Here is a 24,586-nt window from a genome sequence, read left to right as displayed (position 1 = left end):
ACCGGCGTTCACCCGCTCCCTCGACGGCCGGCTACAGGAACATTTCGAAGCGGGACGAACTCCCTGCCGGGCCGAATGAGAACTATCGTGACCAGCATGGAAAATGCCCCTCAGCGTCGGGACTCCCCCACGTCTCACCTGCGCGCCTCGGACCAGAACAGGGACCAGGTCGCCGCCCTGCTCGGCGAGGCCCTGAGCACGGGTCAGCTGAGCCACGACGAATACTCCGAGCGGCTCGACAGCCTCTATCAGGCCAAGACCGTGGGAGAGCTCGAGCTCCTCACCCAGGATCTCCAGGTCGAGCGGCACCGCTCCGCCACGAGCCCGGCGTCCTTCACGGCGGGCGCCAGCGCCATCTCCTACGCGCCGGGCGAGAGCACCCAGCCCGACAACGTCGTCGCCATCTTCGGCGGCGCCGAGCGCAAGGGCCGCTGGCGGGTACGGCGGAAGACCACGGCGCTGGCCGTCTTCGGCGGCATCAAGTTCGACCTGTCCGAGGCCGTGTTCGAGGCGAAGGAGGTCGAGATCACCGTCAACGCCATCTTCGGCGGTGCCGAGATCATCCTCCCGGAGGGGGTCGAGGTGCGCTGCGAGGGCGTCGGCATCTTCGGCGGCTACGACGTGCACAACAGCCCGGACGCCGACCCGTCGGCGCCGGTGATCGTGATCAAGGGCATGGCGCTGTTCGGCGGAGTCAGCGGCAGGTTCCGCCGCCACCGCGACCGCTGACCTCTCGAGGAGGCCCCGCGAGGAGCTCTCAAAAAATGGGTGGACGGCACTGATAGCGTCCTAAAACGTGACAATCCATGACATCGACTGGCATGTCGCGTACGGATGCGCCGAGGTGGGGGCGACGGACCCGGCCGGCGACGCCACCGGGGACCGGCGACGGATTGTCAGCGGTGCAGGCGACCGGCCCGCGCAGTTCGGCCTCGCGCCGTGACCTACCGGCACGCGACCGTCCGGGCGGACTACGCCGATCTGGCCGGCGGCGCGGTGCTGCACTCGGCTCCGGGGTTCCCCGCCTTCCCCGTACGGCTGGCCAGCGAGATGTTCCAGCGCGCGATGGCGCTGCGAGGCGGCGGCAACGCCACGGTGTGGGATCCGTGCTGCGGCAGCGGCTATCTGCTGACCGTGATCGGGCTGCTGCACCGACGCCGGATCTCGGCCGCGCTGGCCTCCGACATCGATCCGGCCGCCGTCGAGCTGGCCGAGCGGAACCTGGCCCTGCTGACGCGCGCCGGGCTGATGGCACGTGCCGCCCATCTCGGCGAACAGGCCGCGCGCTGGGGCCGCGCCTCCCACACCACGGCGGCCGAGGCGGCGCACCGGCTCGCGGACACGCTCAGCGGCGACGGCGGTGACCTGCCCAACGCCGTGTATCAGGCCGACGTTTTCGACGCCGGCCGGCTCCGCCGTTTCCTCTCCGTACGCCCGCCGGACGTGGTCATCACCGACGTGCCCTATGGCGAGCAGACGTCCTGGCACGGCCCCAACGGCGCGGACGGGGTCGTCGGCATGCTCGACACCCTCGGCTCGGTGCTCGGCGAGAACGCGGTGATCGCGGTGGCGGTCCGCGGACGGAAGGCGCCGCGCACCGACCGCCTGCGTACGTGCGGGTCCTTCAAGATCGGCACCAGAACGGTCGCCCTCCTGCGGCCCGAACCCTGAGGCGACGGAGCCGGCTACGCGATCCCGGCGGTCGCCCACCTCCGGCGGATCAGTTCGGCCGGCTCGGCCGTGTCCCACGGCCTGGACGGTAGGTCACAGGCCAGTGGCGCTGCTGCGGCGTTCGATGAAGACGACGTCGCGCCAGCGGCCGTGGTGGCGGCCGATGCGGTGGCGGGTGCCGACGACGCGGAAGCCGGCCTTCTCGTGGAGGCGCAGGCTGGCGGTGTTCTCGGGGAAGACGCCCGACTGGATGGTCCAGATGCCCGCGGTCTCGGTCGACTGGATGAGCGCGTTCAGGAGCGCCGGCCCGATTCCCCGGCCGCCGTGGTCTGGGTGGACATACACGGAGTGCTCGACCACCCCGGCGTACACACAGCGGGACGAGACGGCGCTGACCGCGATCCAGCCGACGACCTCCCCGCTGGCGGTGTCCACGGCGACGTGCCGGTGAAGCGGCAGCTTCGCGGCGTCGAACGCCCGCCAGTCCGGCGCCGTGGTCTCGAAGCTGGCGTTCCCCCCATCGAGACCGGCCTGGTAGATCGCGAGCACCCGCGCCGCGTCGCTCTCCCGCATCGGACGGATGGTCACGCCGGACGGCGCCGCGGGCGTGGCCGCCCGGATGATCGCCGAGTGGAGCCCCCCGGCCGCGGCGTGCGTGCGCGTGATCGTGTACGTGGTGAACCCGGCCTTCGCGAGCAGGGCGCGATACTCGGATTCGGTGAGGGTGCCGACGGTGCAGCCGACGAGGCGTTCGGCCTCGGCACGCTGGGCGGGGTCGAGCCCGTCGTCGGCGATGACGTCGGAGACACCGAGCCTGCCGCCGGGCCTGAGGACGCGGAAGGCCTCGGCGAGCACCCGGGGTTTGTCGGCGGACAGGTTGATGACGCAGTTGGAGATGACGACGTCCACGCTGTCATCGGGAAGCGGGACGTCTTCGATGTGGCCGTGCAGGAACTCGACGTTGGCCGCCCCGGCCTCGGCGGCGTTGGCCTTGGCCAGCTCGATCATCTCGGGGGTGGCGTCCAGGCCGTACGCCTTGCCGGTCGGGCCGACCCTGCGGGCCGACAGCAGGACGTCGATGCCGCCGCCCGATCCCAGGTCGAGGACGGTCTCGCCGGGCTGGAGATCGGCGACGGCGACCGGGTTGCCGCAGCCGAGGCTGGCCCGGAGGGCTCCGTCGGGCAGGCCGGTGGTGTCGTCGTAGCCGGCCGCGCCGAAGCATCCGCCGGTGACCTCCTGCGGCTCGACGACCCGCTCGCCCGCCTGCGCGGCTCTGGCCAGTTCGCCGTAGCGGGCGACGACGCCGGCTCTGACCTCTTCCACGTTCTCGGACATGAGCCTCTCCATCTTTGATGGTGCCCGTGGTCAGGCCGTACCGGCGAGGGCGGGCGACGCCGGGCCGATCAGCGCCGACATGCGGGCCAGGACCTCGGGCTTGATCCAGTAGTACACCCAGGTGCCCCGGCGTTCGGAGTCGATCAGCCCGGCCTGCTTGAGCACCTTGAGGTGGTGGCTGATCGTGGGCGGGGTCAGGTCGAAGGCCGCCGTCAGGTCGCACACGCAGGTCTCGCCGCCCTCGTGGCAGGCGATCAGCGACAGCAGGCGCAGCCGTACGGGGTCGGCGATCGCCTTGAACAGCGGCGCCAGCTCGGCGGCCTCGCTCTCCGACAACGGCGCGCACGCCAGCGGCGCGCAGCAGGCCGCATCGGGCACGCCCGCGTCGATGATCGGCAGCTCATGCTTCGACATGTCTCTAATTTGACACAGGTCTATGCAGAGCCACAAACTCCGGGTATCCATTGATTAGAAGTTCATCGAAGCAAGCAGTCAGTCCGGCCGCTATAGGAGGACACCCATGTCCCGCGTCCAACTCGCTCTGCGCGTCGCCGACCTCGAAGGCTCGATCGCGTTCTACTCCAAGCTGTTCGGCGTCGAGCCCGCCAAGCGGCGGCCCGGGTACGCCAACTTCGCCATCGCCGAGCCCCCGCTCAAGCTCGTCCTGCTGGAGGGCGAGGCGGGCGAGCCGACCCGGATGGACCACCTCGGCGTCGAGGTCGAGGACACCGCCCAGGTCACCGCCGCGACCGAACGCCTGAAGGAGGCCGGCCTCGCGACCTTCGAGGAGAACGACACCACCTGCTGCTACGCCCTGCAGGACAAGGTGTGGGTCCACGGTCCCGGCAACGAGCCCTGGGAGGTGTACGTGGTCAAGGCCGACGCCGACAGCCTCACCAAGCAGGCCGACCCCGTCTGCTGCGCCACGGACGATGCCCAGAACGAGACGGCGAGCACGGACAAGTCCTGCTGCTAGGCAGGATCGACGACGGTCCTGCCTGTCCGTGTGGCGTCAGAGAGACATCCAGCAGTACAGGTGGTGCCGGTGCCGGGTGGCCCGTACCGCGAGATCGCGCAGGTCGTGGAGGAGCTCTGCGAGGTCGGCCGGGTCCGCGTGGCCCCAGAACTCCTCCGTCTCGGACCAGGGCTGCGCTACGGCGCGGATCCGGTCATCGGTGGTGGCGGCGAGTGCCGAGGTGAACTCGTCGGTGACGGTCATGACTCCCTGCCCTCCGTCCTCGCTGAATCTCAGCGGGGCGGAGTGCCGGGGCCGCGCGGTGATGTCCTCGTATCGGCCGCCGGTGAGCAGCGCTTCGAGAGTTCCCATCATCACGTGCGGGTCGATGTTCTTGAGTTCGGCGCTGTCCTTCGGCTCCACGCCGGGAGGCCGGCAGGTGGGACCGGCCGGCCAGTCGAAGACGTCCACGGCCTCGCCGTCCGTGGCCGCCCTGAAATAGTCGTAGAGGACTCCCATGATCGGGCAGAGTGCCAGGAACCGGGCTGACTGTCATCACCACAGCTCCGCCGTCGCGAGCCGCGGCGGCGGGAGCGCCTTCACCAAAGCCCGCCCTCATCGTGGACGGAATGTCATCCCTGCCCCGTCTCACGCCAGTTGATCGACCAATCGAGATCCTGGCCCTGATATCGGATCGTGGGAGTGCCTTCCACTCCTCTGCTGAAGCCCAAGGCGGTGACGTCGTCGGCCCGCTTCGCGGTCTCCGGAGACGTGAGACACTCGGCGAACTCCTCGGCCGGAATGCCGACCTTGCTCGCGAGCTGCACGAGCTGCTCGTTGGGGAACCCGCCCTTCTGTAACTCGTCCGGCTGGTGGGCGTACAGCTCGTCGTGATATCTCAGCCATTTGCTCGGGTCCCGGACGCAAAGTGAGGCGATCAGAGCCCGTCGGGAGTTCTCCCGAGTGATCGGCATGTCGTCCTGGAAGATGGTCATCGGGTGGATCATGACGGCTATCTCGCCTTTGACGGCCAATTCCCGCACGAACGCGCCGTTGTCGCCCTGCTCGAACTCCAGGCACACCGGGCACTGGTAGTCCTCGTAGATCTCCATCGTGGGACCCGCCACATCGAGCTGAGCTATGCGGACGGTGCCATCCTGCTCCAACGTGACCAGGCGGTCGACGAGGGCGGCAGGCACGCCGGCAGGTGGAGCCGCGGCAGGCGTTTCAGGCGTGCCGCACCCTGCCACCACCGCCGAACATGCAAAAGCAACAAAGAACCTGAGAAGCCGCTGCGGACGCGGAGCCATACACACCTTCAAGATCTCAACAAGTGCCGAAGCGGCAACTCTAGTGAGCCAATTTCATCCTCGGGAGGCGTGTGCTACCCGATGGTTCTGAAGGACCGCGATGGCTTTGACCAGGTGGCCGGTCTTGCTCGGGCTACATCGCAGCTTGCGCAGGATGCGCCAACTCTTGAGCTGGGCGTTCGCGCGCTCACCAGGCCCGCGGAGCTTGGCGTGTGACCGGTTGGCCTGCTTTTGAGACTCGGGCTTGTTCCTGCCCTTGTACGGCGTGATCAGCACCTCGGCCCCGGCGCCCTGATAGGCCTTGTCGGCCAGGGTGATGATCCCGGCTTGGTCGAGCGCGCGCAGGATGCCCCAGATCCGGGCGGCGGTCAGGTCGTGGGTCTTGCCTGGCAGCGCACCGGAGGTCCACACGATGGTCCCGTCCGGTCCCGCGATGACCTGCACGTTCATCCCATGCACGCGATGCTTGCCCGAGTAGTAGGGCCGGTCGGCCTTCACTCGGTCGGTGCGGATGAGCGTGCCGTCCAAGACCAGGTAGTGCAGGCCGTCCTTCGTGGCCTTCCGCAGCGCCGTCGCCAGTTTCGGTGATCGAGCCGACAGCAGGGCGACGGTTTCCTCCACATACCGCCACGCGGTGGCCGCCGACACTCCGAAACCCGCTCCGACCTCGGCGAATGTCTCGCCCTTGCGCAGATAGACCAGCACCAGGAGCGCCTGCTGCCCGGGGTTGAGCCGCCGCCACGTCGATCCGATGGCCTTGCGCCGCCTGCGGATCAGTCCGGCCACGTAGTTCAGCGTTGAACGCGACAAATCGACGGCAGCACGATAGAACAGCACCCGAAGCTCCTGGCGATGACGGTGATGGTTGTGGTGATCAACCCGTCTACCAGGAGCTTCGCCACATCATGAGGAAAACCCGAGCATCGCGATCATGCTGTGACCGGCTTAGCCGCCCGGCGGATGAAAAACGTTCAGTGATCTATGCGCATATGGCTCCACCCTGTTTGCGGGAGACCACCACGACATGCGCTGGCGAGATCACCCAGCGGGATCCGTTTCTCTACCTCGGTTCGAGTACGCGCGTCATCCAGATCGTGTTGCCGCGTTCGGCGTCCTCGGTGATGCGGCCGCTCCAGTGGAAACCGAGCTTCTCGAGGACGCGGAACGAGGGGGCGTTCCACTCCCGTACGGTCGCCCAGAGCCGTCGCCGCCCCGTACGCGTCGCGGCTTCGACGATCGCACGCGCGGCCTCTGTCGCGTACCCATGGCCGTGCGCTCGTCGTGCCAGCTCATAGGCGATCTCGGGTTCGTCGAAAGACGCCTGGCCGACGGTCAATCCGCAGTACCCGATGAACTCACCGGTGTCTCGCAGCTCGATCGGCAGCAATCCGAGCCCTCGATCCGCCATCAGCGGGTTGTCGACGAGCCGGCCGCGCATGTCCTCGACCGTCGGGCGCCCCTCGGCGTCGATCCGCCGTAGCGCTCGCGCATCCCGCTCAAGCCACAACCCGCGATACTCCTCGGCATCCGACGGCATCCACCGCCGCAGCCGGAGCCGCTCGGTCACCAACTCCGCCGGCAGAGCGTCATAGATCGCCACCCGACCAACCTAACCGGGCGCATCCAATCCTCACGTCCTCGCGTTCTGAGCAGGTTCCGCAGCCCCCGGGACAGCTCCCGCGTACGGCACCGACCGGCCTCCCGCCCTCGTCTGCTTCAACGACACCGGGCACCTCCGAAAATCCTCTGGGAAAGTTTCAGCACGTGCCCGATAAAGCCGCAGGTCACCTCGCAGGAGAACGGCGACGAACAACGCGACCTATACCGATATCACCCGCGCTGCAATGCTTCGCAGTGGAAGTTCGGCACGACATCCACGGTCAGGAGATTAAGTGCGGAAACTCAGAGCTTTAGCCGTCGCCGGCGCTTTGGTCAGTGGGCTGACGGTCACCGCGACCGCCGTCCCCGCACACGCCGATACGCTTCGCAACGTCTACTACTACTCGTCCGACTGCTATCGGTACGGGGACTACGGCGTCCAGAACCACTTGTGGGACTGGTACCACTGCGAATACCAGTACAACTTCTGGTTCCTTTACAGCGTCCCATAAATCTCTCCACGGCCCCGACCGGATTCAGCCGGCCCGGGTTCCCTGGTCGCCGGGCAGAAACAACCTGGCCCGGCGACCAGCCCGTTCATTCGCCTGATACAGCCCGTCGGCGGCCGAGCCGAGCATTGGGCCATGCCTGGATATCATCGCCGATCATGACGTCATGGAGTGTGAGATACCGCGCCGGCGAATGCTTCGCCGTCTGGGACGAGCTTCGTGCGTACGGCCCCGATGGCGTTCCCGATGCGCTTCACGAGGACGCCGAAGAGGTCGCGCGAGAGACCATGAGACGCGTCGCGGCCAACGTGGACGTCATCGTGGAGCGGCTCACCGCGGTGGGCTATGCCTTCGCCTATCCCGAAGATGCCCGGCAGACCCCCATCTCCAGGCTCTTACCTATGGCGAGACTGGGAATCATGGGGTGGCGATTTCGAGCAGGGGTGCGCCTGTACTGATCCCGGAGAAGAGCACCGCTGTCGATTTCACTCGGAAGGAACGTTTTTCATCCGCCGGGCGGCTAAGCCGGTCACAGCATGATCGCGATGCTCGGGTTTTCCTCATGATGTGGCGAAGCTCCTGGTAGACGGGTTGATCACCACAACCATCACCGTCATCGCCAGGAGCTTCGGGTGCTGTTCTATCGTGCTGCCGTCGATTTGTCGCGTTCAACGCTGAACTACGTGGCCGGACTGATCCGCAGGCGGCGCAAGGCCATCGGATCGACGTGGCGGCGGCTCAACCCCGGGCAGCAGGCGCTCCTGGTGCTGGTCTATCTGCGCAAGGGCGAGACATTCGCCGAGGTCGGAGCGGGTTTCGGAGTGTCGGCGGCCACCGCGTGGCGGTATGTGGAGGAAACCGTCGCCCTGCTGTCGGCTCGATCACCGAAACTGGCGACGGCGCTGCGGAAGGCCACGAAGGACGGCCTGCACTACCTGGTCTTGGACGGCACGCTCATCCGCACCGACCGAGTGAAGGCCGACCGGCCCTACTACTCGGGCAAGCATCGCGTGCATGGGATGAACGTGCAGGTCATCGCGGGACCGGACGGGACCATCGTGTGGACCTCCGGTGCGCTGCCAGGCAAGACCCACGACCTGACCGCCGCCCGGATCTGGGGCATCCTGCGCGCGCTCGACCAAGCCGGGATCATCACCCTGGCCGACAAGGCCTATCAGGGCGCCGGGGCCGAGGTGCTGATCACGCCGTACAAGGGCAGGAACAAGCCCGAGTCTCAAAAGCAGGCCAACCGGTCACACGCCAAGCTCCGCGGGCCTGGTGAGCGCGCGAACGCCCAGCTCAAGAGTTGGCGCATCCTGCGCAAGCTGCGATGTAGCCCGAGCAAGACCGGCCACCTGGTCAAAGCCATCGCGGTCCTTCAGAACCATCGGGTAGCACACGCCTCCCGAGGATGAAATTGGCTCAAGGCTTCCCCTTCTCCTTGCGCCGGATGAATTTCACAAGGCGAATGTCAGCGGTGGTGAGCAGAACATCCTGCTTCCGAGCACGAGACACAGTGACACACCCAGCGCACGCCTCGTCGGCCCGGGGCGACCCCCAACAGAGCCGGCTAGATCTTACGGTCCGCGTCCTTTTCGGCTTCTGCGACGAGTTCGACCAGGTCGGCCAGGATCTTCGGGGTCGCGGCGATGGTTACTCGGGACCTCATCGTGTGCGGGGTGCCGTTGATGTCGGTGACGATGGCTCCGGCTTCGCGGGCGATGGCGACGCCTGCGGCGGTGTCCCAGGGGTTGTTGGACAGCATGATGCAGGCGTCGATCTTGCCGTCGGCGACCCAGGCGAGATCGACGGCGGCGGAGCCGAACATGCGCACGCGCTGCACCCGGGCGGCGAGCTGGTAGTTGAGCGGAAGCCGGACGCGGTTCCTGGCCTCGGCGTCCTCACCTACGGCGTAGTCGCCGACGGAGACGATGGCGGCCTCCAGGGCGTCGGTGATGCTCGCGCTGATCGGCCGGCCGTTGGCGGTGGCTCCGGCGGCTTCCGCTGCCGCGTAACGCGTGCTCAGGAAGGGGAGGTCGATCACGCCGAGGATGGAGCGGTCGTGGTCGATCAGGCCAAGCGAGGTCCCGCACAGCGGGATGCCGTGGGTGAAGTTGGCGGTGCCGTCGAGGGGATCGAGCGCCCACATGATGCCATCGCCGGCATTGGTGATGCCTTCCTCCTCTCCCAGGAACCCGATCTCCGGGGTTTCCCGTGACAGGAAGTCGCGTACGGCGTGCTCGACGGCGTAGTCCACTTCGGTGACCATGTCGCGGTCGCCTTTGGCGGTGACCACTCCGGGGAGCTTGGTCGTGATGATGTGGCCGGCGATGGTGACGGCCTGCTCGGCTAACGGCAGCAGCGCGCGGGCGTCAACGGTCATACGGGTGTGCTCCGCTCCCACCTAGAGATGAAGACCTGCTCGAAGACGGGAAACAGCCCGTCGGCGGCGGTGTTGCCGCTCACGACGAGCGTAGGCGAGCCGGCTCCGCAGGCCGCCGGGAGGCCCCGGACCGTAGGCTCGGGGCACAACCGCGCTCTCCCGACGCCGGACGGCCCCGCCCTCGTGCTGACCTCCGCGGAAATCAGGGTGGCGTTGGTCTGCAGGTGGTGGCGGATGCGGCGCTGCTCGCACGACTCCTCGAACGGGGCCGGCATCGCGGTGAACCGGCTGACGCCGATGGTGAGCGGTTCCCCGCCGTGCCACACAATGTGATGCCTCCGCACGGTGATTGCATTGCCGCCGGAGTCTTACCTTCGGGTCAGCCCCGCAGGGTGGTGATGACCTTCTCGATACGCCGCTGACGCGTCTCGGGCTTCTTCGCGCTCTCGACGGCGCGTACATGCTCACGCTTGCGGCTGTACGCGAGTTCGTCGTACGCGGCACGGGCGACGGGGTCGGCGTCCAGAGCCTGTGCGAAGTCCTCTGGCTCGACGACGACGCGCGGCTCGGTGTCGAGCTCCAGTTCGACCTCGACCTCGTCGCCGATCGCGACACCTGCGGCCTGCCGGTTGGCATTGCTGAGACCGAGCAGGTGGCGGCCGCGTAGGAGGGCGACCCGGCTCTTCCAGGAGTGCCCGTTGACTGTGATCGTCACGGGCGGCCGCGGGCCCCCGCCGAGCGCCGCCACCACCTCGGACGGAACTTCCAGGCCCCGCATGGGCTCAGGTGGCTCAACGTGGGTCCGGAACTTCATGATCTTCTCCTGTTCGTCCTGCCGGTTCACCGGCACTCGGGGTCACAGCCGTCCGGGACGGCGGCGGCAACACGCCCCCGCCGTCTCGGACGGCTGTGTGGCAAAGTTCGCGACTACTCCGCGTACGGCTGGTCGGTTCCCTGGTCGCTGTAGCCGAGGCTCCAGATGTAGCCGTCCGGGTCGGCGAAGGTGCCGCCGTACCCGCCCCACGGCAGAGCGCCAGCGGGCTTGAGGATCGTTGCACCGGCCTTCTCGGCCTCCGCCATGACCTCGTCGACCCGCGCCTGGCTGCGAACGACGTAGGTCAGGACCAGTCCGCTGAAGCCACTGCCTTCCTTGTCCGTGCCCACCTGAGCGGCCAGGCCGTCACGACTGTAAAAGCCGACAGGCGAGGCTCCGTCCGATTCGAAGAACACCGAGATGCCGAAGTCTTTCTGGATCTTCCAGCCGAGCCCCTCGACGTAAAACCTCTTGGCCCGCTCCATGTCCCGGACACCAAGAAGGATCGAGCTGACGTGCGCTTTCATGTCTTACTCCATTAGAAGAGATGGTTACGTGGTGCGGGTGATCATGTGCCCGGTCAGGCATCCAGGCAGGTCCCGGACGCCACCCCGGCGCGTGTGTCACTCGACGATAGAAGCGGCGGCCCGACCGGCGCTTCTTCAAACCTGACCGATGCCGCCGGTAACCCTGGCGGACACGCCGTTCTGGGTGGCCTCGCTGATCGTGGAGTCCTGGCTGCGCCAGGAGGAGAAGGTGTTGCCGGAGGGGAAGCCCGCGCTCTTGCGCCGGTTGCGTCGGGTGGCGCTGTCGCGGCCGACGACCTCCTCATTCAGCAGGACACGAACGACTTCGGCGAGGTCCCAGCGTTGCGCGCGGGCGGTGGCCGGCACCTCAAAATTGCCCTCGAGCACGCGCCTGCGGCACCACACCCAATATGGCTGACGTCGCCGACTTGGCTGAACAACCCTCGCGAAGTGGCTCCCAAAGGCACGGAAGAGACTGGATGAGCCGCGACAGCACAAGGCCCCTGACAGCGAAACTGCTGTTCAGGGGCCTGTCGCACGAGAGCCGCCTTGGGGAATCGAACCCCAGACCTTCTGTTTACAAGACAGATGCTCTGCCGATTGAGCTAAGGCGGCCTGTTACCCAGACGAGTTTAGTGGGCCCGGGGCCGTACCGTCACGATGAAATCACCGGCGACGATGCTGGGCGACCTCGTAGAGGGCGATCCCGGCGGCCACACCGGCGTTCAGCGACTCGGCGGCGGCGTTCATGGGGATGCGGGCGATCTGGTCGCACGCCTCCTTGACCAGGCGGGACAGGCCCTTGCCCTCCGAGCCGACGACCACGACGAGCGGCTCGGTCGCGAGCTCGACATCGGCGATGTCCACTGTGGCGGTGCCGTCGAGCCCGATCACGAACAGGCCCTCCTCCCGGTACGCCTGGAGCGTCTGGGTGAGGTTCGACGCGCGGGCGACGGGGAGGGTCGCGAGGGTGCCGGCCGAGGTCTTCCACGCCCCGGCGGTGACGCCCGCCGAACGCCGGGACGGGACGAGCAGCCCGTGCGCGCCGAAGGCGGTCGCCGAGCGCGCGATGGCGCCGAGGTTGCGCGGGTCGGTCACGCCGTCCAGGGCGACGATCAACGGCACCTCGGCGGCGTCCCTCGCCCGCTCCACGAGCTGCTCAGGATGCGCGTAGTCGTACGGCGGGACCTGCAGGCCGATGCCCTGGTGGACGGTGCTCTCGGTCAGCCGGTCGAGCTTGTCCCTCGTGACCTCCAGCAGCGCGATGCCGCGGTCGGCCGCGAGCTTGATGGCCTCACGCACGCGATCGTCGTTGTCGATCCGCTGCGCCACGTACAGCGCGTTGGCGGGCACGTGCGCACGCAGCGCCTCGAGCACGGGGTTGCGCCCACCGATGATCTCGGGGGCGTCCTCCCGGCGCGTACGGCTCGGCGTACGCGAGGACGAACTCCCGCCGCCCCGGGCCTCGCGCTCGATCCGCTCGGCGCGGGCCTTGTCCTTGTACCAGTGCCGCATGTGCGCGGGCGGCGTCGCTCCCTTGCCCTCAAGGGAGCGCCTGACCTTGCCACCCGAGCCCTTTGCCGGCCCCTGCTTCTTCGACGGCTTCCCTGAAGCCCTTCCCGCCATGGTCTCTAGCGTAGGGCCACGCCTACTGTGCCAGCTCCCACCGCGGGCCCTGCGGGGTGTCCTCGACCACGATCCCTGCCGCCGCGAGCTGGTCGCGGATCGCGTCGGCCGCCGCGTAGTCCTTGCGGGCTCGCGCGGCCTGTCGCTGCTCCAGCGCCACGGCCACGAGCGCGTCCACGACCTCCCGGAGCCCCGAGTCGCCGGTCGTACGCCACTGCGCCGACCTGGGGTCGAGGCCGAGCACGTCGAGCATGTTCTGCGTCTCGGCGAGCAGCCGGGCGACCTGCTCCTTGTTGCCCTGGGCCAGCGCGACGTTGCCCTCGCGGACGACCTCGTGGATCACGGCGAGCGCCTGCGAGACGTTCAGGTCGTCATCCATGGCGTCCACGAACGCCTGGGGCAGCGGCGCGGCGGCGTCCACGTCGTGGATCACCTCGGCCGCCCGTGTGACGAACCCCTCGATCCGGCGGTAGCCGGCCGCCGCCTCCTGGAGCGCCTCGTCGGAGTAGTCGATCGGCGAGCGGTAGTGCGCCGCGACCAGGTAGTAGCGGAGCTCGACCGCGCGCACCTTGCGGAGCATGTCGGGGATCAACAGCGAGTTGCCGAGCGACTTGCTCATCTTCTCGCCGCCGAGCGTGAGCAGCCCGTTGTGCAGCCAGTAGCGCGCGAAGCCGTCGCCCGCCGCCTGCGACTGGGCGATCTCGTTCTCGTGGTGCGGGAAGATCAGGTCGACCCCGCCGCCGTGGATGTCGAACGTGCTCCCGAGATATTTGGTCGCCATGGCCGAGCACTCCAGGTGCCAGCCGGGACGGCCCTTGCCCCACGGCGTCGGCCACGTGGGCTCACCGGGCTTGGCACCCTTCCACAGCGCGAAGTCGCGCGGGTCGCGCTTGAGCGAGTCGGTGTCGGTGTCCCCCGCCGCCCACATGTTCTCCAGCTTCTGGTTGGAGAGCTTGCCGTATCGGTCGGCGTAGGACATCACGTCGAAGTAGACGTCGCCACCCGCCGCGTACGCGTGACCCTTGTCGATCAGTCGCCGCATCAGCTCGATCATCTCGGGCACGTGACCCATGGCCCGGGGCTCGACAGTCGGCGGCAGGCAGCCGAGCTGGTCGTACGCCCAGGTGAAGGCGCGCTGGTTGCGCTCGGCGACGACGAACCAGGGCACGCCTTCCTCGGCGGCCACCCTGATGATCTTGTCGTCGAGATCCGTGACGTTGCGGCAGAAGGTCACGTCGTAGCCCTGCCGCGTCAGCCACCGGCGAAGCACGTCGAAGTTCACGCCGGACCTGATGTGCCCGATGTGCGGCGGAGCCTGAACGGTCGCACCACACAGATACATCGAGACCCGGCCGGGCTCGACCGGTACGAATTCACGGACCGTACGCGTGCTGGTGTCGTAGAAGTGCAGGCTCACGAAGGCAAGGCTAACGCCTGGCAGCACAGCACAGGGCTAGTTGGGCGTCCGTGAACGGCTTGATGCGGCCGATCATGGAAACTTCCGACACATAAGTCCCGATATAACCCGAAACAAAACCCGTCACGATCTGTACGGCCGGCCGCGCGGGCTTCATCGGACCGGCACGAAGCCCGGCCGGACACGCAGCGTCGCCAATACCGCGCCGGACCGGAGCCGGACCCGGAGCCGGAGCCGGATCGGAGCCGGTTGCCCTGAGCTGGGGCCGAACCGAGCCGGACCGCGCCAGGGCGGGCCGGAACCTAACCGGACCCGGGGGTGCCAAACCGAGCCGCGCGGGAACCAGATCGGGGGCAGCCGGGGGCCAGGACCCGAAGCGAGCCGGGCCAAGGCAGGGCCGAGCCGGGCGGGGCCGGGCGCAACGAGAGCGCGTCGAAGGTTCCCGGCGCGGTCGTTGATTACCGTCACGAAGCCGATGATCACGATTACCGACACGAAGCGGGTGATCACGCGATTGCGATCGATCGTCACTCCGATTCTGTAGGCTCGAAACGCCATGGACGTGACTCCCCCCGGCGCGGCAGGCACGGCCTCCCGCCCGTCCCGAAACACCCCCTCCGGATTCCCGCTGGTGCTGCGCCGCCTGGCCATCGGCCTCGCAGGCGCCGCCATCGCGGTTCTCGCGGGGATCGCCTGCGCGCTGTCCTTCGACGACCTGCGGGCTCTGGCCGTCTCCGGGCGTGCCGAGCCGCAGCTCGCCTACCTGTACCCCTCGGCGTTCGACGTTCTGCTGGTCGTCGCCCTGGTCAGCGTGCCGTTGCTGCGGGGCGCGCGCTTCCTGGTCCGCTTCCAGGCGGGCTTCGTCCTGATCCTGCTCCTGGCGTCGGCCGCCGCCGCGAACGCCGCGACCGCCGTCGGCATCTCCTTCGACCCCGACGCCTCCGCGCTCGTCGTCGCGTTGGCGCCCTGGGTGATGCTCGCCGTCGGACTGTGGCTGCTGCTGCTCCTGCTGAAGCACGTGCGCACCAACCGGGCCGATCTGGACGACGACCTTGATGACGAGTCCGACGACGACTCCGATGACGACCTGGTGCCCTTCGACGGCGCGCGCGAGCGCCGGACCGCCGTCACCTCTCCCTATCCGGTGGCCGCGCGAGAGCGCCCCACATCCGCGCCCGACGTCACCGCCCCCTCCGGCCCCGAAAACCCGCACACCGCACACCCCGCTCCCGCGCAGCCGCACCCCGCTCCCGCGCACCCGCACACCGCTCCCGCGCACCCGCACACCGCTCCCGCGCACTCGCACCCTGCCCCCGCGCACCCGCACACCGCTGCCGTGCACGCCGTCGCCGAGGAGCACGGCGCGCCGCCCCTGCAGCCGGTTCCCGAGGCCGTGGCACCCCCCGGCTACGTCCCTCCGCTGCCGGTCAGCCCGGTCTCGGAGACCGTCGCGCCGCCCGAGCTCGCCCCGCCGCTGCCCGTCGCCCCTCCGCAGGCCGAGGATCCGCAGGCCGAGGATGAGGACGGCGTACGGCTGCCATCCGAGGCGATCAGGGAAGACGTCTCCGAACCCGCGCAGGAAACCGCATCCGAGACCGCATCCGAGACGGTCGCGGACCAGGCGGATGACGAGCCCGATGCCCTGCCGGTCGTACCTCCGACGGCGGCGCCCCACACCCCGCCCGTCACTGAACAGGCCGAACCGGCCGCCGCAGAACCTGCCATCACGGAGCCCGTCGTAACAGAACCGGCCGCCGCAGAACCTGCCATCACGGAGCCCGTCGTAACAGAACCGGCCGCCGCAGAGCCGGCTATGACGGAGCCGGCCGTGACGGAGCCCGGCGCCGAGACGGCCGCCCAGCCCGCTCCGGAGGCACCCGCCCCCGCCGAGACGGGTGGCAGCCCGGCGCAGCCCCGCCGCAACCGTCCCGTGCGCTGGGGCGACCTCGTACGGCCGCACACCGGTGACGTCCTCGTGCACCCCCGCCCCAAACCGGACGAGCCCGCCGACGCCGAGCCTGAGCGGGCCGAAGACGAGGCGGGCGTCGACACCCAGCCGCTCCGCCAGATCAGGGACGTGCCGGATCCCGCCCACGCGTCCGACTGCGCCGATCCCGGCGAGCAGGACGGCGGGCGCGAGCCGTACGCCGCGCAAGGCGGCCAGGACGCGCCGGAAGCCGGGGACACCGGGAAAGACACCGACGGAAACAGCGATGTCCCGATGGCGCCTCCGTCCGGTCGGATGCGCAGCACGCCCCGCCCGCCCGCCTGACCGCCCCGGCTACAGCACCCCGCCGCACAGCGCCCACCTGAACGACACCCACCTGGACAGCAGCGCTCCATCTGCTGAAGCGCGTAGGCCCGCCCGGCTGGAGAACCAGCCGGACGGGCCTGCGCGCTAGGGGGTGAGGGCGGGGGGCCGCCCCACCGAGTGAATGCCTTACACCCGCGACCCTCGCTTGAGGCCGGCGACGATGCCGACGCCCACGACGGCCAGTACGACCTGCATGACCAGTTCGATCCAGTCGATGCCATCCGTCGTCGCCACGCCCAGGACCTGGGCGATCGCGGTGCCGATGAGCGCCGCGACGATACCGACGACGATCGTCAGGATCCAGCCGATCGGCTGGCGGCCCGGCAGGAGCAGTCGGCCCAGAGCGCCGATGACCGCACCGATGACGATGGCGCCGAGAATGGACTCGATTGTCATATCGACCTCCCGATGAGGGTGACCCTTTCATCCTCGGACAGTGGGCTACCCCATGGAAGGGAAATATGCGTCCCATGAAAGAAAAAAGAGGGCGGCGGCTCGATTCCGCGCCTTGGTTCGAGCCGCCGCCCACGCGTTAGTGAGACGCTCCGGGTCTCATTCTGGTTGGCATGTCCGATTGGAACGGAACATTCATGCCGAGAGGACCTTCAGACCGGGATGATCAGAGCGGTCGCGATGGCCGCGACGCCCTCGCCGCGACCGGTGAGCCCGAGGCCGTCGGTCGTGGTCGCGCTGACGCTCACCGGCGCCCCTGCGGCGGCCCCGAGGGCCTTCTCCGCCTCCGCACGGCGAGGTGCGACCTTCGGGCGGTTCCCGATGATCTGGACGGCCACGTTGCCGATCTCGAATCCCGCCGCCCGCACCTGGCGGGCCGCCTCCTCCAGGAGGGTCACACCGGCGGCACCCGCCCAGCGGGGATCGGAGGTGCCGAAGAGCGCGCCCACGTCTCCGAGCCCGGCCGCCGACAGCAGCGCGTCGCAGCAGGCGTGCGCCGCGGCGTCGCCGTCGGAGTGACCGGCAAGCCCGGTCTCCCCCGGCCAGAAAAGGCCGGCGAGGTGAAGCTCCCTACCTGATGCGAAAGGGTGGACGTCGACTCCGACGCCCACCCTTGGCGATGTGATGTTCAGGAGTTCAGCACCTCGTCGAGCAGGGCCTCCGCCTTGTCCTCGTTGGTCTTCTCGGCCAGCGCGAGCTCGCTGACGAGGATCTGGCGGGCCTTGGCGAGCATGCGCTTCTCACCGGCGGACAGGCCGCGCTCCTTGTCGCGCCGCCACAGGTCACGCACCACCTCGGCCACCTTGTTGACGTCCCCCGACGCCAGCTTCTCAAGGTTGGCCTTGTAGCGGCGGGACCAGTTGGTGGGCTCCTCCGTGTGCGGCATGCGCAGCACGTCGAAGACCCGCTCGAGTCCCTCTTGGCCGACGACGTCGCGCACACCGACGAGCTCGGCATTTTCCGCTGGTACCTGTACGGTCAGGTCGCCCTTGTCGACCTTCAGCACCAGGTAGGTCTTTTCCTCACCCTTGATGGTTCGGGTCGTGATGGCCTCGATCCGAGCAGCCCCATGGTGGGGGTAGACGACAGTGTCGCCGACCTGGAAAGTCATGTGACGAGTACCCCTTCCGCTGTACTCCAGGGTACCACGCGGTTACCGCCTCCCGGAACAGTGAAAGGAACATAACTGCAGGTCAAAGCCTCGTTTTGGGGCTTGACAAGCCATCCACTCTGTGAATCGGCATACAGGACATACCGGGTGACCTGCACTGCTGCGGCCTGTGGACCGGGAGCCGACGCCGGACCGGTGACCGGCGCGGATAAGGTGATTGCTGCCCATACACGTGCGTACCAAGGAGACCTCGAACCGTGACCAGCAGCAGCCGTCGCAGGGCGATCGCCGTTGCCGCGCTCCTCGCCGCCGCCATCCCTGCACTGGCCGCGTGTGGCGCCGGTTTCGACGCCAACACCAACGCGCCGTACGCCCCGAATGAGGCGGGTGTCCTCTATGACGGCGACGGCCCCGACAAGGCATACGGCAAGAACGGCGTCATGATCCCGCAGGCGTTCATCCTCGGGCCCGACTCCGGCCAGCAGCTCGCCGAGGGCGGGTCGGCGCCGCTCTACCTGACTCTCCTGAACAGCACGGGAACGGACGACCAGCTCACCAGCATCGTCCCCGAGGAACAGAAGGCCACCTCGGTCAACGTGCAGAGCCCCATCGACCTCCAGCCGGGCGTGCTCGTCAAGACCCCCGGGGTCACGGTCGACGGCCTGAAGACGGCGCTGCGCGGCGGCGAGAGCATCAAGCTCTCGCTCCAGTTCAAGAACGCCGGCGACATCTCGCTCACCGTGCCGGTCATCGCCCGCAGCCGCGAGTACGCGACGCTGCCTCCGGCGCCGACGGCCACGCCCACGGCCCCGCCCGCCACCGGGAGCCCGGTGCCGTCGGACGCCGCCACCCCGGAGACCACCGAGGGCACCTCCACTGGTACGCCCGCCGAGAACGCCGGCTGACGGCCGTGCGGACGTCCATCTGGACGTCCTGTAGACGCGCAGGAGCCCCTGTCCGGCCGGACAGGGGCTCCTTTCCGTCCGAGGGGCCGCGTGAGCCGTACGAGCCCTTACAGGCTCACTCGTCGGCGGGGTCGAACTTGTAGCCCAGACCACGCACGGTGAGGATGCAGCGGGGGTTGGACGGGTCGGCCTCGACCTTGGCCCGCAGCCGCTTCACGTGCACGTCGAGGGTCTTGGTGTCGCCCACGTAGTCGGCGCCCCACACCCGGTCGATGAGCTGACCGCGGGTGAGCACCCGCCCGGCGTTGCGCAGCAGCACCTCCAGCAGCTCGAACTCCTTCAGCGGGAGCTGCACCTGCCGGCCGCGCACGGCCACGATGTGCCGGTCGACGTCCATGCGGACCGGTCCCCCGGTCAGGACGGCCGACTCCACCTCCTCGACGTCGCCCTGCCGGCGCAGCACCGCGCGGATGCGCGCCACCAGCTCGCGGGACGAGAACGGCTTGGTCACGTAGTCGTCGGCGCCGAGTTCGAGGCCGACGACCTTGTCGATCTCGCTGTCCTTGGCGGTCAGCATGATGACCGGCACCTTCGACCGCTGCCTGAGCGAGCGGCACACCTCGGTGCCGGGCAGGCCCGGGAGCATCAGGTCGAGCAGGACGAGATCGGCGCCGTTGCGGTCGAACGCGTCCAGCGCGTCGGGGCCGGTGGCCGCCACCGCGACCTCGTACCCCTCTTTCCTCAGCATGTACGACAAGGCGTCCGAGAACGACTCCTCGTCCTCGACGACGAGTACCCGAGTCACTGAGCGGCCTCCTGGGGAATGGTCGTGCTTGGTACGGGGACCGCCTGACCGCCGAACGCGGGAAGGCGAAGAGTGAAGGTCGAGCCGGAGCCCTCTTTGCTCCACACCGTGACCTCGCCGCCGTGGGCGACGGCCACGTGTTTGACGATCGCGAGACCGAGCCCGGTGCCGCCGGTGGCCCGGGACCTGGCCGCGTCGACGCGGAAGAACCGCTCGAAGATGCGCTCCTGCGCGCTTTCCGGGATGCCGATGCCCTGGTCGCTCACGCTCACCTCGACCGTGTCCCCGGCCGGCCTCGCGCTGATCACGACGCGGGTGTGCTCGGGGCTGTAGGCGACGGCGTTGTCGATGAGGTTGCGCAGCGCGGTGACGAGCAGCTCGTCGTCGCCCCAGACCTTGAGGCCCTCGGTGCCGCCCGCGACGAGCGCGATGTCCTTGGCCGACGCCTTCGTGTTGCACCGGTCGATGGCCTCGTGCACGGCCTCGTCCACGGACACCTGCTCGGGCGCCGGGATGGGCTCCCCGCCCTGGATCCGCGACAGCGTGATCAGGTCCTGCACCAGGTAGGTGAGGCGGGCGGCCTCGTGCTGCATCCGGCCGGCGAACCGCCGTACGGCCTCGGGGTCGTCGGCCGCGTCCTCGACGGTCTCGGCGAGCAGGCTCAGCGCGCCGACCGGCGTCTTGAGCTCGTGGCTGACGTTCGCCACGAAGTCCCTGCGCACCGCCTCGACCCGCTGCCGCTCGGTCTGGTCCTCAGCGAGCACGAGCACCTGCCCGTGGGTGCCCAGCGGAGCGACCCGCACCGCGAACGACGTGGACTCCTGCCCGAACTTGCGGCCGGCGGTCTCGATCTCGCTCTCGCGGATCTCGCCGTCCCTGCGGACCTTCCTGGCCAGTGCGAGTAACTCGGCCGCCATGAGCGACTCACCGCGTACGAGACCGAAGGCCCGCGCGGCCGAACTGGCGCGCAGCACGCGGTCTTCGCGGTCGAGGACGACCGCCGAGGAGGGCAGCACGGCGAGCACCGACGCCACCCCCGGAGGCAGGCCGTCGTCCACCGGTTCCGGTGTGCGGGGCTTGTCCGCCTGCCGTCGGATCGCGAGCATGACGAAGGAGCCGAGGACGAATCCGCCCATCGCCGCCAAGCTCGCCAGCAACTCGTTCACATTCAGCAGCCTAGGCGGCATTTCTGGTTGTTCCACCTGCCCGACCTGGCACTACGCCCTGTTTCCGGAAAAGTTCATCCGGCGGTCGGAATTCGTTCACAGACGCGCGCGTAGCGTGGCGGCCATGCGCGACGCCTATCACGAAGAGCTTGCGGCCCTGACCGACCGCCTGGTGGAGATGACCCGCCTGGTGCGGTCGGCCATGTCGAGGGGGACGACCGCCCTGCTCGACGCCGACCTCCAGCTGGCGGAGAGCGTCATCTCCCAGGACAACGAGGTCGACCGGCTGCACCAGGAACTCGAAGCCTCGATCTTCGAGCTGATGGCCACGCAGCAGCCGGTGGCGGTCGACCTGCGTAACGTCATCACCGCCCTGCGGATGGCCGCCGATCTGGAGCGTATGGGCGACCTCGCCGAGCACATCGCCAAGCTCGCCCGCATGCGCCACCCCGAATCCGCCATCCCGGCCGAGCTGCGTGACACGTTCGTGGAGATGGGCGCCATCGCCGAGAACCTGATCACCAAGGCGGGCAGCTGCATCGCCTCCCGCGACATCGATCTCGCCAAGGAGCTGGAGGAGGACGACGACGCGATGGACCGCCGTCACCGCCGTCTCTTCCGCGTCCTGCTCTCCAAGGACTGGGAGCACGGCGTCGAGGCCGCCATCGACATCACGCTGGCCGGCCGCTACTACGAGCGGTACGCCGACCACGCCGTACGCGTCGCCGCCGACGTCGTGTACCTGGTCACGGGTACGCGCGACCTGGACGCCCCCGCCGGCTGACTCAGCCGCGTACGGGGCGCGAAAGCTCCGGTCCTCGGGGGGCCGGGGCTTTCGCGTATCCGGCGAATCGCCGGATCGCGGGTCGTCTGACGCACGTGCCGAATAGTCTTCGCTCTCGTGCCGAGACGATCATGGGTGCTCTGGGCCGCGGCCATGCTGACCGCGGCGGCTCCCGCCCTTCTCTTCTGGGTCGTGTCCGTCGTGACCGGCGACGACGGCAGCCGGACCTACATGACGATGTTCCAGGGCACCTGCCTCGGATGGGACATCCACGATCAGTTCTTGCTCTGGGTGTATCCCGTCAAGGCGTTCCCCCTTTTCTCGTACGGCGGTGCACCGCTGATCGTCCTGGGCTTCGCGGGCTGGTGGCTGAGCCTGCGGCGCGGGCGCGCCGGACTCGGCAGGATCATCGGCCGGTGCGTGGCCGTCGTCCTGCTGGCCCTCGGCCTCCCCGACTTCCTGCTGCCCACGCTGGATGCGGCGCTCGGCCAGGCGTGCCTGGACGCGTGGGGGCCGCCCGAGAGGTTCTCGGCGCAGATCGCGTGGGGGCTCTACGACTGCGTCGCGCCGGTCCTCGTCCTGCTCGCCGTACGCGCCCCCCGGCGCGCGTACGTGCGTCGCGGCCCGGTCGCCCGTACGGCGGCGGCCGTCCTGGCGGTGACCGCGGTCGTCCTGCTCCCGGTGGCGTCGGCCCCGCCCGGCGAGGTGAGCGCGCAGTGGGAGCTCGGCTGCACCGGATTCGGCGACGGCACGGTCCCGAGAGCGAACGCGGCGGAGAAGGACTTCCTCTGCGCGGTCCGCGACCACGACCACCGGTACGGCTCGGGTCTGGGGGTGTGGGACGGAGTCTCCGACCAGGACGTCCTCGCCCAGGGGCGCCATCTGTGCGCGTTGGCGACCCGGCACGGGGGCGACACCGGCGCGCGGGCCGTCCAGGAGGCCCCGCAGGCGTCACTGGCGATCGTGCTGCCGAGCCTGTGCCCGGCCGTGGCCCGCGCGCGGCAGGCGGAGGAAGACCGGTGGCAGGCGGAGTCGGACGCGTACGTCGCCCGGGAGGAGCGCGCCTGCGCGGCGCATCCCCGGCACCGGCCGAAGATCAGGCCCGTACGGCAGCGCCGGGCCACCATGTGGACCGAGTTCTGGACCATCGACGGCTGGGAGGAGGGCCACGAGGGCGAGGGCGGTCCCCCTGACCTGGTGAAGGACCTGGTGGGAAGCGGCCGGGGCGCGCTGGCGATCTGGGCCGCCGACGAGGCCGGTTCCGCCTGCGTGACCGTGGAGTCCTACACCCGGCGTCCGCCGCTGGAGGTCAGAGGCTGGGAGGAGGTGGTCGAGGTCGGGTACGAGAGCCCCACCGGAGCCCTGGCGCTGTCGGACGGCTACGGGACGAGGCTGAGGGGGCTCACCACGCGCGGCCCGGGTTCCTACCGGGTCCGGGTCCACCTGCGCGGCCGCGAGCTGGTCTACCAGGTGGCCTATCCCCCGGACGGCGCGGTGGAGCTCCTGGTCCAGGTGTTCCCCGGTAAGGCGAAGAAGCCGGTCGTCCACAAGTGACAGCGGTCGTCTGCAAGTGACAGAAGGCCGCGCCCCACAGCGGGACGCGGCCTTCGTGACAGACGTGAGAGGTTACTTCTTGCCCTGGTTGGCGACGGCCTCGATGGCGGCCTTGGCGGCCTCCGGGTCGAGGTATTCGCCCTTGCCGACCGGGCGGAAGTCGGCGTCCAGCTCGTAGCGCAGCGGGATGCCGGTGGGGATGTTCAGGCCCGCGATGTCGGCGTCGCTGATGCCCTCCAGGTGCTTGACGAGCGCGCGCAGCGAGTTGCCGTGCGCCACCACCAGCACGTCGCGGCCGGCCGCCAGGTCGGGCACGATCTCGTCATACCAGTACGGCAGCATGCGCGCGACGACGTCCTTGAGGCACTCCGTGCGCGGCACCAGCTCGGAGGGCAGCAGGGAGTAGCGGCCGTCGCCGAGCTGGGAGTACTCGTCGTCGTCGGCGATCGGCGGCGGCGGCACGTCGTAGGACCGGCGCCACAGCATGAACTGCTCGTCGCCGAACTCCGCGCGGGTCTGGGCCTTGTCCTTGCCCTGGAGCGCACCGTAGTGGCGCTCGTTCAGCCGCCAGGAACGCTTGACCGGCAGCCACAGCAGGTCGGCCGCCTCAAGCGCGAGGTTGGCGGTCTTGATGGCCCGGGTGAGCACCGAGGTGTGCACCACGTCGGGCCGGATGCCGGCCTCAAGCAGCAGCTGACCGCCGCGCCGCGCCTCCTCCTCGCCGGTCGGCGAGAGTGTGACGTCCACCCAGCCGGTGAACAGGCCTTTGACATTCCATTCGCTCTCGCCGTGCCGCAGCAGCACCAAAGTCGCCATACGGCCAATCCTATCGGCGTGCGGCAGAGGCCCCGTTGGTCAGGACTCGACCACCCGCGCGAAGGCCCGCAGGTTGGCCAGCGACTCGCCGCGCTTGACCCGCCACTCCCACTCGCGCTTGATGGACGACGCGAAGCCCAGCTCCAGCGCGCGGTCGAACGACTCGTCCGAGTAGGTGAGGACGCAGCCGAGCACCCGGTCGATCTCCTCCTCGGTCACCGCGTCGAGCGGCAGCCGGCCGACCAGGTGCACGTCGCCGGTGGCGTCGACGGCGAAGTGGACACCGTACATCGAGCCGTTCTTGTGCAGCAGCCAGCGGTAGAACTCGGCGTGGTTCTCGTCGGGCTGCCGGCAGAAGAACGCCTCGATGTTGAGCGCCTGGTCGCCGATGACGAGCCAGGTCAGCGTGGCGAGCTTGTGCTGGCCCGGCAGCCTGACCAGGAACGCGCCCGGCTTCGGCCGCTCGTAGGACAGCTCGGCGGACTCCAGCGCCGACGCGATGACCGCTTCCAGATCCGGTCTCATACGCCCC

Annotated in this window: 31 protein-coding genes and 1 tRNA gene; 11 read left to right on the top strand and 21 right to left on the bottom strand. The window is 69.1% G+C overall.

Annotated features, from left to right (window positions below; translation table 11 throughout):
• The first annotated feature begins 96 nt into the window (after nucleotides 1–96).
• The 3 genes from OHB01_RS15580 (at nucleotide 97) to OHB01_RS15570 (ending at nucleotide 1,671) form a co-directional block, all read left to right on the top strand.
• On the top strand, nucleotides 97–729 hold the full coding sequence (locus tag OHB01_RS15580; RefSeq protein WP_142651116.1) for a DUF1707 SHOCT-like domain-containing protein: 633 nt from the start codon (nucleotides 97–99) through the stop codon (nucleotides 727–729).
• 67 nt (nucleotides 730–796) lie between these two features.
• Nucleotides 797–943 (top strand): hypothetical protein, encoded by a 147-nt coding sequence (locus tag OHB01_RS15575; RefSeq protein ID WP_168066440.1) that lies wholly within the window; start codon nucleotides 797–799, stop codon nucleotides 941–943.
• Nucleotides 940–1,671, top strand: a complete 732-nt coding sequence (locus tag OHB01_RS15570; RefSeq protein ID WP_142651115.1) for an rRNA methyltransferase — start codon at nucleotides 940–942, stop codon at nucleotides 1,669–1,671. Before OHB01_RS15575 ends, OHB01_RS15570 begins: the two co-directional genes overlap by 4 nt.
• A gap of 93 nt (nucleotides 1,672–1,764) precedes the next feature.
• Here the strand turns inward: OHB01_RS15570 and arsM are convergent, their stop codons facing one another.
• Both arsM and OHB01_RS15560 read right to left on the bottom strand, forming a co-directional pair.
• Nucleotides 1,765–3,006 (bottom strand): arsenite methyltransferase, encoded by a 1,242-nt coding sequence (arsM, locus tag OHB01_RS15565; protein ID WP_142651114.1) that lies wholly within the window; start codon nucleotides 3,004–3,006, stop codon nucleotides 1,765–1,767.
• A 30-nt stretch (nucleotides 3,007–3,036) separates the two neighbouring features.
• Complete coding sequence (locus OHB01_RS15560; protein ID WP_147944485.1) at nucleotides 3,037–3,420, bottom strand: ArsR/SmtB family transcription factor; 384 nt, start codon at nucleotides 3,418–3,420, stop codon at nucleotides 3,037–3,039.
• A 106-nt stretch (nucleotides 3,421–3,526) separates the two neighbouring features.
• On the opposite strand from OHB01_RS15560, the gene OHB01_RS15555 reads away from it, so the two are divergent.
• Nucleotides 3,527–3,982, top strand: a complete 456-nt coding sequence (locus tag OHB01_RS15555) for an ArsI/CadI family heavy metal resistance metalloenzyme (protein ID WP_142651112.1) — start codon at nucleotides 3,527–3,529, stop codon at nucleotides 3,980–3,982.
• A 36-nt stretch (nucleotides 3,983–4,018) separates the two neighbouring features.
• Here the strand turns inward: OHB01_RS15555 and OHB01_RS15550 are convergent, their stop codons facing one another.
• The 4 genes from OHB01_RS15550 to OHB01_RS15535 form a co-directional block, all read right to left on the bottom strand.
• Nucleotides 4,019–4,480, bottom strand: coding sequence for a hypothetical protein (locus OHB01_RS15550; RefSeq protein ID WP_147944484.1), 462 nt, complete (start codon nucleotides 4,478–4,480; stop codon nucleotides 4,019–4,021).
• Between the two features lie 113 nt (nucleotides 4,481–4,593).
• A complete protein-coding gene (locus OHB01_RS15545; protein ID WP_168066438.1) occupies nucleotides 4,594–5,160 on the bottom strand; it encodes a DsbA family protein in 567 nt (188 codons plus the stop codon).
• A gap of 165 nt (nucleotides 5,161–5,325) precedes the next feature.
• Nucleotides 5,326–6,108, bottom strand: a complete 783-nt coding sequence (locus OHB01_RS15540) for a transposase family protein (protein ID WP_142652781.1) — start codon at nucleotides 6,106–6,108, stop codon at nucleotides 5,326–5,328.
• A 223-nt stretch (nucleotides 6,109–6,331) separates the two neighbouring features.
• Nucleotides 6,332–6,871 (bottom strand): GNAT family N-acetyltransferase, encoded by a 540-nt coding sequence (locus OHB01_RS15535; protein ID WP_328855564.1) that lies wholly within the window; start codon nucleotides 6,869–6,871, stop codon nucleotides 6,332–6,334.
• Between the two features lie 328 nt (nucleotides 6,872–7,199).
• Between OHB01_RS15535 and OHB01_RS15530 the strand changes: the two genes are divergently transcribed.
• The 3 genes from OHB01_RS15530 to OHB01_RS15520 all read left to right on the top strand — a co-directional run bounded on the left by OHB01_RS15530 (nucleotide 7,200) and on the right by OHB01_RS15520 (nucleotide 8,794).
• Complete coding sequence (locus OHB01_RS15530) at nucleotides 7,200–7,382, top strand: hypothetical protein (protein WP_328855563.1); 183 nt, start codon at nucleotides 7,200–7,202, stop codon at nucleotides 7,380–7,382.
• 155 nt (nucleotides 7,383–7,537) lie between these two features.
• Complete coding sequence (locus tag OHB01_RS15525; RefSeq protein WP_142651107.1) at nucleotides 7,538–7,837, top strand: hypothetical protein; 300 nt, start codon at nucleotides 7,538–7,540, stop codon at nucleotides 7,835–7,837.
• 174 nt (nucleotides 7,838–8,011) lie between these two features.
• Nucleotides 8,012–8,794, top strand: coding sequence for a transposase family protein (locus OHB01_RS15520; RefSeq protein ID WP_142652781.1), 783 nt, complete (start codon nucleotides 8,012–8,014; stop codon nucleotides 8,792–8,794).
• A 155-nt stretch (nucleotides 8,795–8,949) separates the two neighbouring features.
• Here the strand turns inward: OHB01_RS15520 and OHB01_RS15515 are convergent, their stop codons facing one another.
• The 8 genes from OHB01_RS15515 to cysS all read right to left on the bottom strand — a co-directional run bounded on the left by OHB01_RS15515 (nucleotide 8,950) and on the right by cysS (nucleotide 14,146).
• Complete coding sequence (locus OHB01_RS15515; RefSeq protein WP_328855562.1) at nucleotides 8,950–9,762, bottom strand: inositol monophosphatase family protein; 813 nt, start codon at nucleotides 9,760–9,762, stop codon at nucleotides 8,950–8,952.
• The gene (locus OHB01_RS15510) at nucleotides 9,759–10,106 is read right to left on the bottom strand and encodes a hypothetical protein (protein ID WP_142651461.1); all 348 of its coding nucleotides are present in this window, start codon (nucleotides 10,104–10,106) and stop codon (nucleotides 9,759–9,761) included. Before OHB01_RS15510 ends, OHB01_RS15515 begins: the two co-directional genes overlap by 4 nt.
• A 35-nt stretch (nucleotides 10,107–10,141) precedes the next feature.
• Nucleotides 10,142–10,576 carry a YdeI/OmpD-associated family protein gene (locus OHB01_RS15505; protein ID WP_142651462.1) on the bottom strand — a complete coding sequence of 145 codons (435 nt, stop codon included), beginning with the start codon at nucleotides 10,574–10,576 and terminating at the stop codon, nucleotides 10,142–10,144.
• Nucleotides 10,577–10,689: 113 nt separating this feature from the next.
• A complete protein-coding gene (locus OHB01_RS15500) occupies nucleotides 10,690–11,103 on the bottom strand; it encodes a VOC family protein (protein WP_142651463.1) in 414 nt (137 codons plus the stop codon).
• Nucleotides 11,104–11,238: 135 nt separating this feature from the next.
• Nucleotides 11,239–11,490 (bottom strand): hypothetical protein, encoded by a 252-nt coding sequence (locus OHB01_RS15495; protein ID WP_205831059.1) that lies wholly within the window; start codon nucleotides 11,488–11,490, stop codon nucleotides 11,239–11,241.
• A gap of 155 nt (nucleotides 11,491–11,645) precedes the next feature.
• Nucleotides 11,646–11,718 (bottom strand) — tRNA-Thr (locus OHB01_RS15490).
• A 51-nt stretch (nucleotides 11,719–11,769) separates the two neighbouring features.
• The gene (rlmB, locus tag OHB01_RS15485) at nucleotides 11,770–12,729 is read right to left on the bottom strand and encodes a 23S rRNA (guanosine(2251)-2'-O)-methyltransferase RlmB (RefSeq protein ID WP_328708390.1); all 960 of its coding nucleotides are present in this window, start codon (nucleotides 12,727–12,729) and stop codon (nucleotides 11,770–11,772) included.
• A 22-nt stretch (nucleotides 12,730–12,751) separates the two neighbouring features.
• The gene (gene cysS, locus OHB01_RS15480) at nucleotides 12,752–14,146 is read right to left on the bottom strand and encodes a cysteine--tRNA ligase (RefSeq protein ID WP_142651465.1); all 1,395 of its coding nucleotides are present in this window, start codon (nucleotides 14,144–14,146) and stop codon (nucleotides 12,752–12,754) included.
• Nucleotides 14,147–14,702: 556 nt separating this feature from the next.
• Here cysS and OHB01_RS15475 point away from each other — a divergent pair.
• A complete protein-coding gene (locus OHB01_RS15475) occupies nucleotides 14,703–16,418 on the top strand; it encodes a DUF2637 domain-containing protein (protein WP_328855561.1) in 1,716 nt (571 codons plus the stop codon).
• Nucleotides 16,419–16,586: 168 nt separating this feature from the next.
• On the opposite strand, the gene OHB01_RS15470 is transcribed toward OHB01_RS15475, so the two are convergent.
• The 3 genes from OHB01_RS15470 to OHB01_RS15460 all read right to left on the bottom strand — a co-directional run bounded on the left by OHB01_RS15470 (nucleotide 16,587) and on the right by OHB01_RS15460 (nucleotide 18,024).
• On the bottom strand, nucleotides 16,587–16,856 hold the full coding sequence (locus OHB01_RS15470; protein ID WP_142651467.1) for a GlsB/YeaQ/YmgE family stress response membrane protein: 270 nt from the start codon (nucleotides 16,854–16,856) through the stop codon (nucleotides 16,587–16,589).
• 209 nt (nucleotides 16,857–17,065) lie between these two features.
• Nucleotides 17,066–17,524, bottom strand: coding sequence for a 2-C-methyl-D-erythritol 2,4-cyclodiphosphate synthase (ispF, locus tag OHB01_RS15465; RefSeq protein WP_142651468.1), 459 nt, complete (start codon nucleotides 17,522–17,524; stop codon nucleotides 17,066–17,068).
• A gap of 17 nt (nucleotides 17,525–17,541) precedes the next feature.
• Nucleotides 17,542–18,024: a CarD family transcriptional regulator gene (locus OHB01_RS15460; RefSeq protein WP_030510364.1), complete on the bottom strand. Its 483-nt coding sequence runs from the start codon at nucleotides 18,022–18,024 to the stop codon at nucleotides 17,542–17,544.
• Between the two features lie 257 nt (nucleotides 18,025–18,281).
• Between OHB01_RS15460 and OHB01_RS15455 the strand changes: the two genes are divergently transcribed.
• Nucleotides 18,282–18,929: a copper chaperone PCu(A)C gene (locus OHB01_RS15455; protein ID WP_142651469.1), complete on the top strand. Its 648-nt coding sequence runs from the start codon at nucleotides 18,282–18,284 to the stop codon at nucleotides 18,927–18,929.
• A 115-nt stretch (nucleotides 18,930–19,044) separates the two neighbouring features.
• On the opposite strand, the gene OHB01_RS15450 is transcribed toward OHB01_RS15455, so the two are convergent.
• Together OHB01_RS15450 and OHB01_RS15445 are read right to left on the bottom strand one after the other, a co-directional pair.
• Nucleotides 19,045–19,734: a response regulator transcription factor gene (locus tag OHB01_RS15450; RefSeq protein ID WP_142651470.1), complete on the bottom strand. Its 690-nt coding sequence runs from the start codon at nucleotides 19,732–19,734 to the stop codon at nucleotides 19,045–19,047.
• On the bottom strand, nucleotides 19,731–20,921 hold the full coding sequence (locus tag OHB01_RS15445; protein WP_396691402.1) for a sensor histidine kinase: 1,191 nt from the start codon (nucleotides 20,919–20,921) through the stop codon (nucleotides 19,731–19,733). The genes OHB01_RS15450 and OHB01_RS15445 overlap by 4 nt, the downstream gene beginning before the upstream one ends.
• 103 nt (nucleotides 20,922–21,024) lie before the next feature.
• Between OHB01_RS15445 and phoU the strand changes: the two genes are divergently transcribed.
• Both phoU and OHB01_RS15435 read left to right on the top strand, forming a co-directional pair.
• Nucleotides 21,025–21,684, top strand: a complete 660-nt coding sequence (gene phoU, locus OHB01_RS15440) for a phosphate signaling complex protein PhoU (protein ID WP_328855560.1) — start codon at nucleotides 21,025–21,027, stop codon at nucleotides 21,682–21,684.
• Nucleotides 21,685–21,801: 117 nt separating this feature from the next.
• Nucleotides 21,802–23,238, top strand: coding sequence for a hypothetical protein (locus OHB01_RS15435; protein WP_328855559.1), 1,437 nt, complete (start codon nucleotides 21,802–21,804; stop codon nucleotides 23,236–23,238).
• A 72-nt stretch (nucleotides 23,239–23,310) separates the two neighbouring features.
• Here the strand turns inward: OHB01_RS15435 and OHB01_RS15430 are convergent, their stop codons facing one another.
• Nucleotides 23,311–24,054, bottom strand: a complete 744-nt coding sequence (locus OHB01_RS15430; protein WP_328708393.1) for a phosphoglyceromutase — start codon at nucleotides 24,052–24,054, stop codon at nucleotides 23,311–23,313.
• A 39-nt stretch (nucleotides 24,055–24,093) separates the two neighbouring features.
• Nucleotides 24,094–24,579, bottom strand: coding sequence for a YbjN domain-containing protein (locus tag OHB01_RS15425; RefSeq protein ID WP_142651474.1), 486 nt, complete (start codon nucleotides 24,577–24,579; stop codon nucleotides 24,094–24,096).
• Nucleotides 24,580–24,586: the final 7 nt, after the last annotated feature.

The organism is Microbispora hainanensis, assembly GCF_036186745.1.
Taxonomy (GTDB): Bacteria; Actinomycetota; Actinomycetes; order Streptosporangiales; family Streptosporangiaceae; genus Microbispora.
This window is presented reverse-complemented; position numbering and strand designations above follow the sequence as displayed.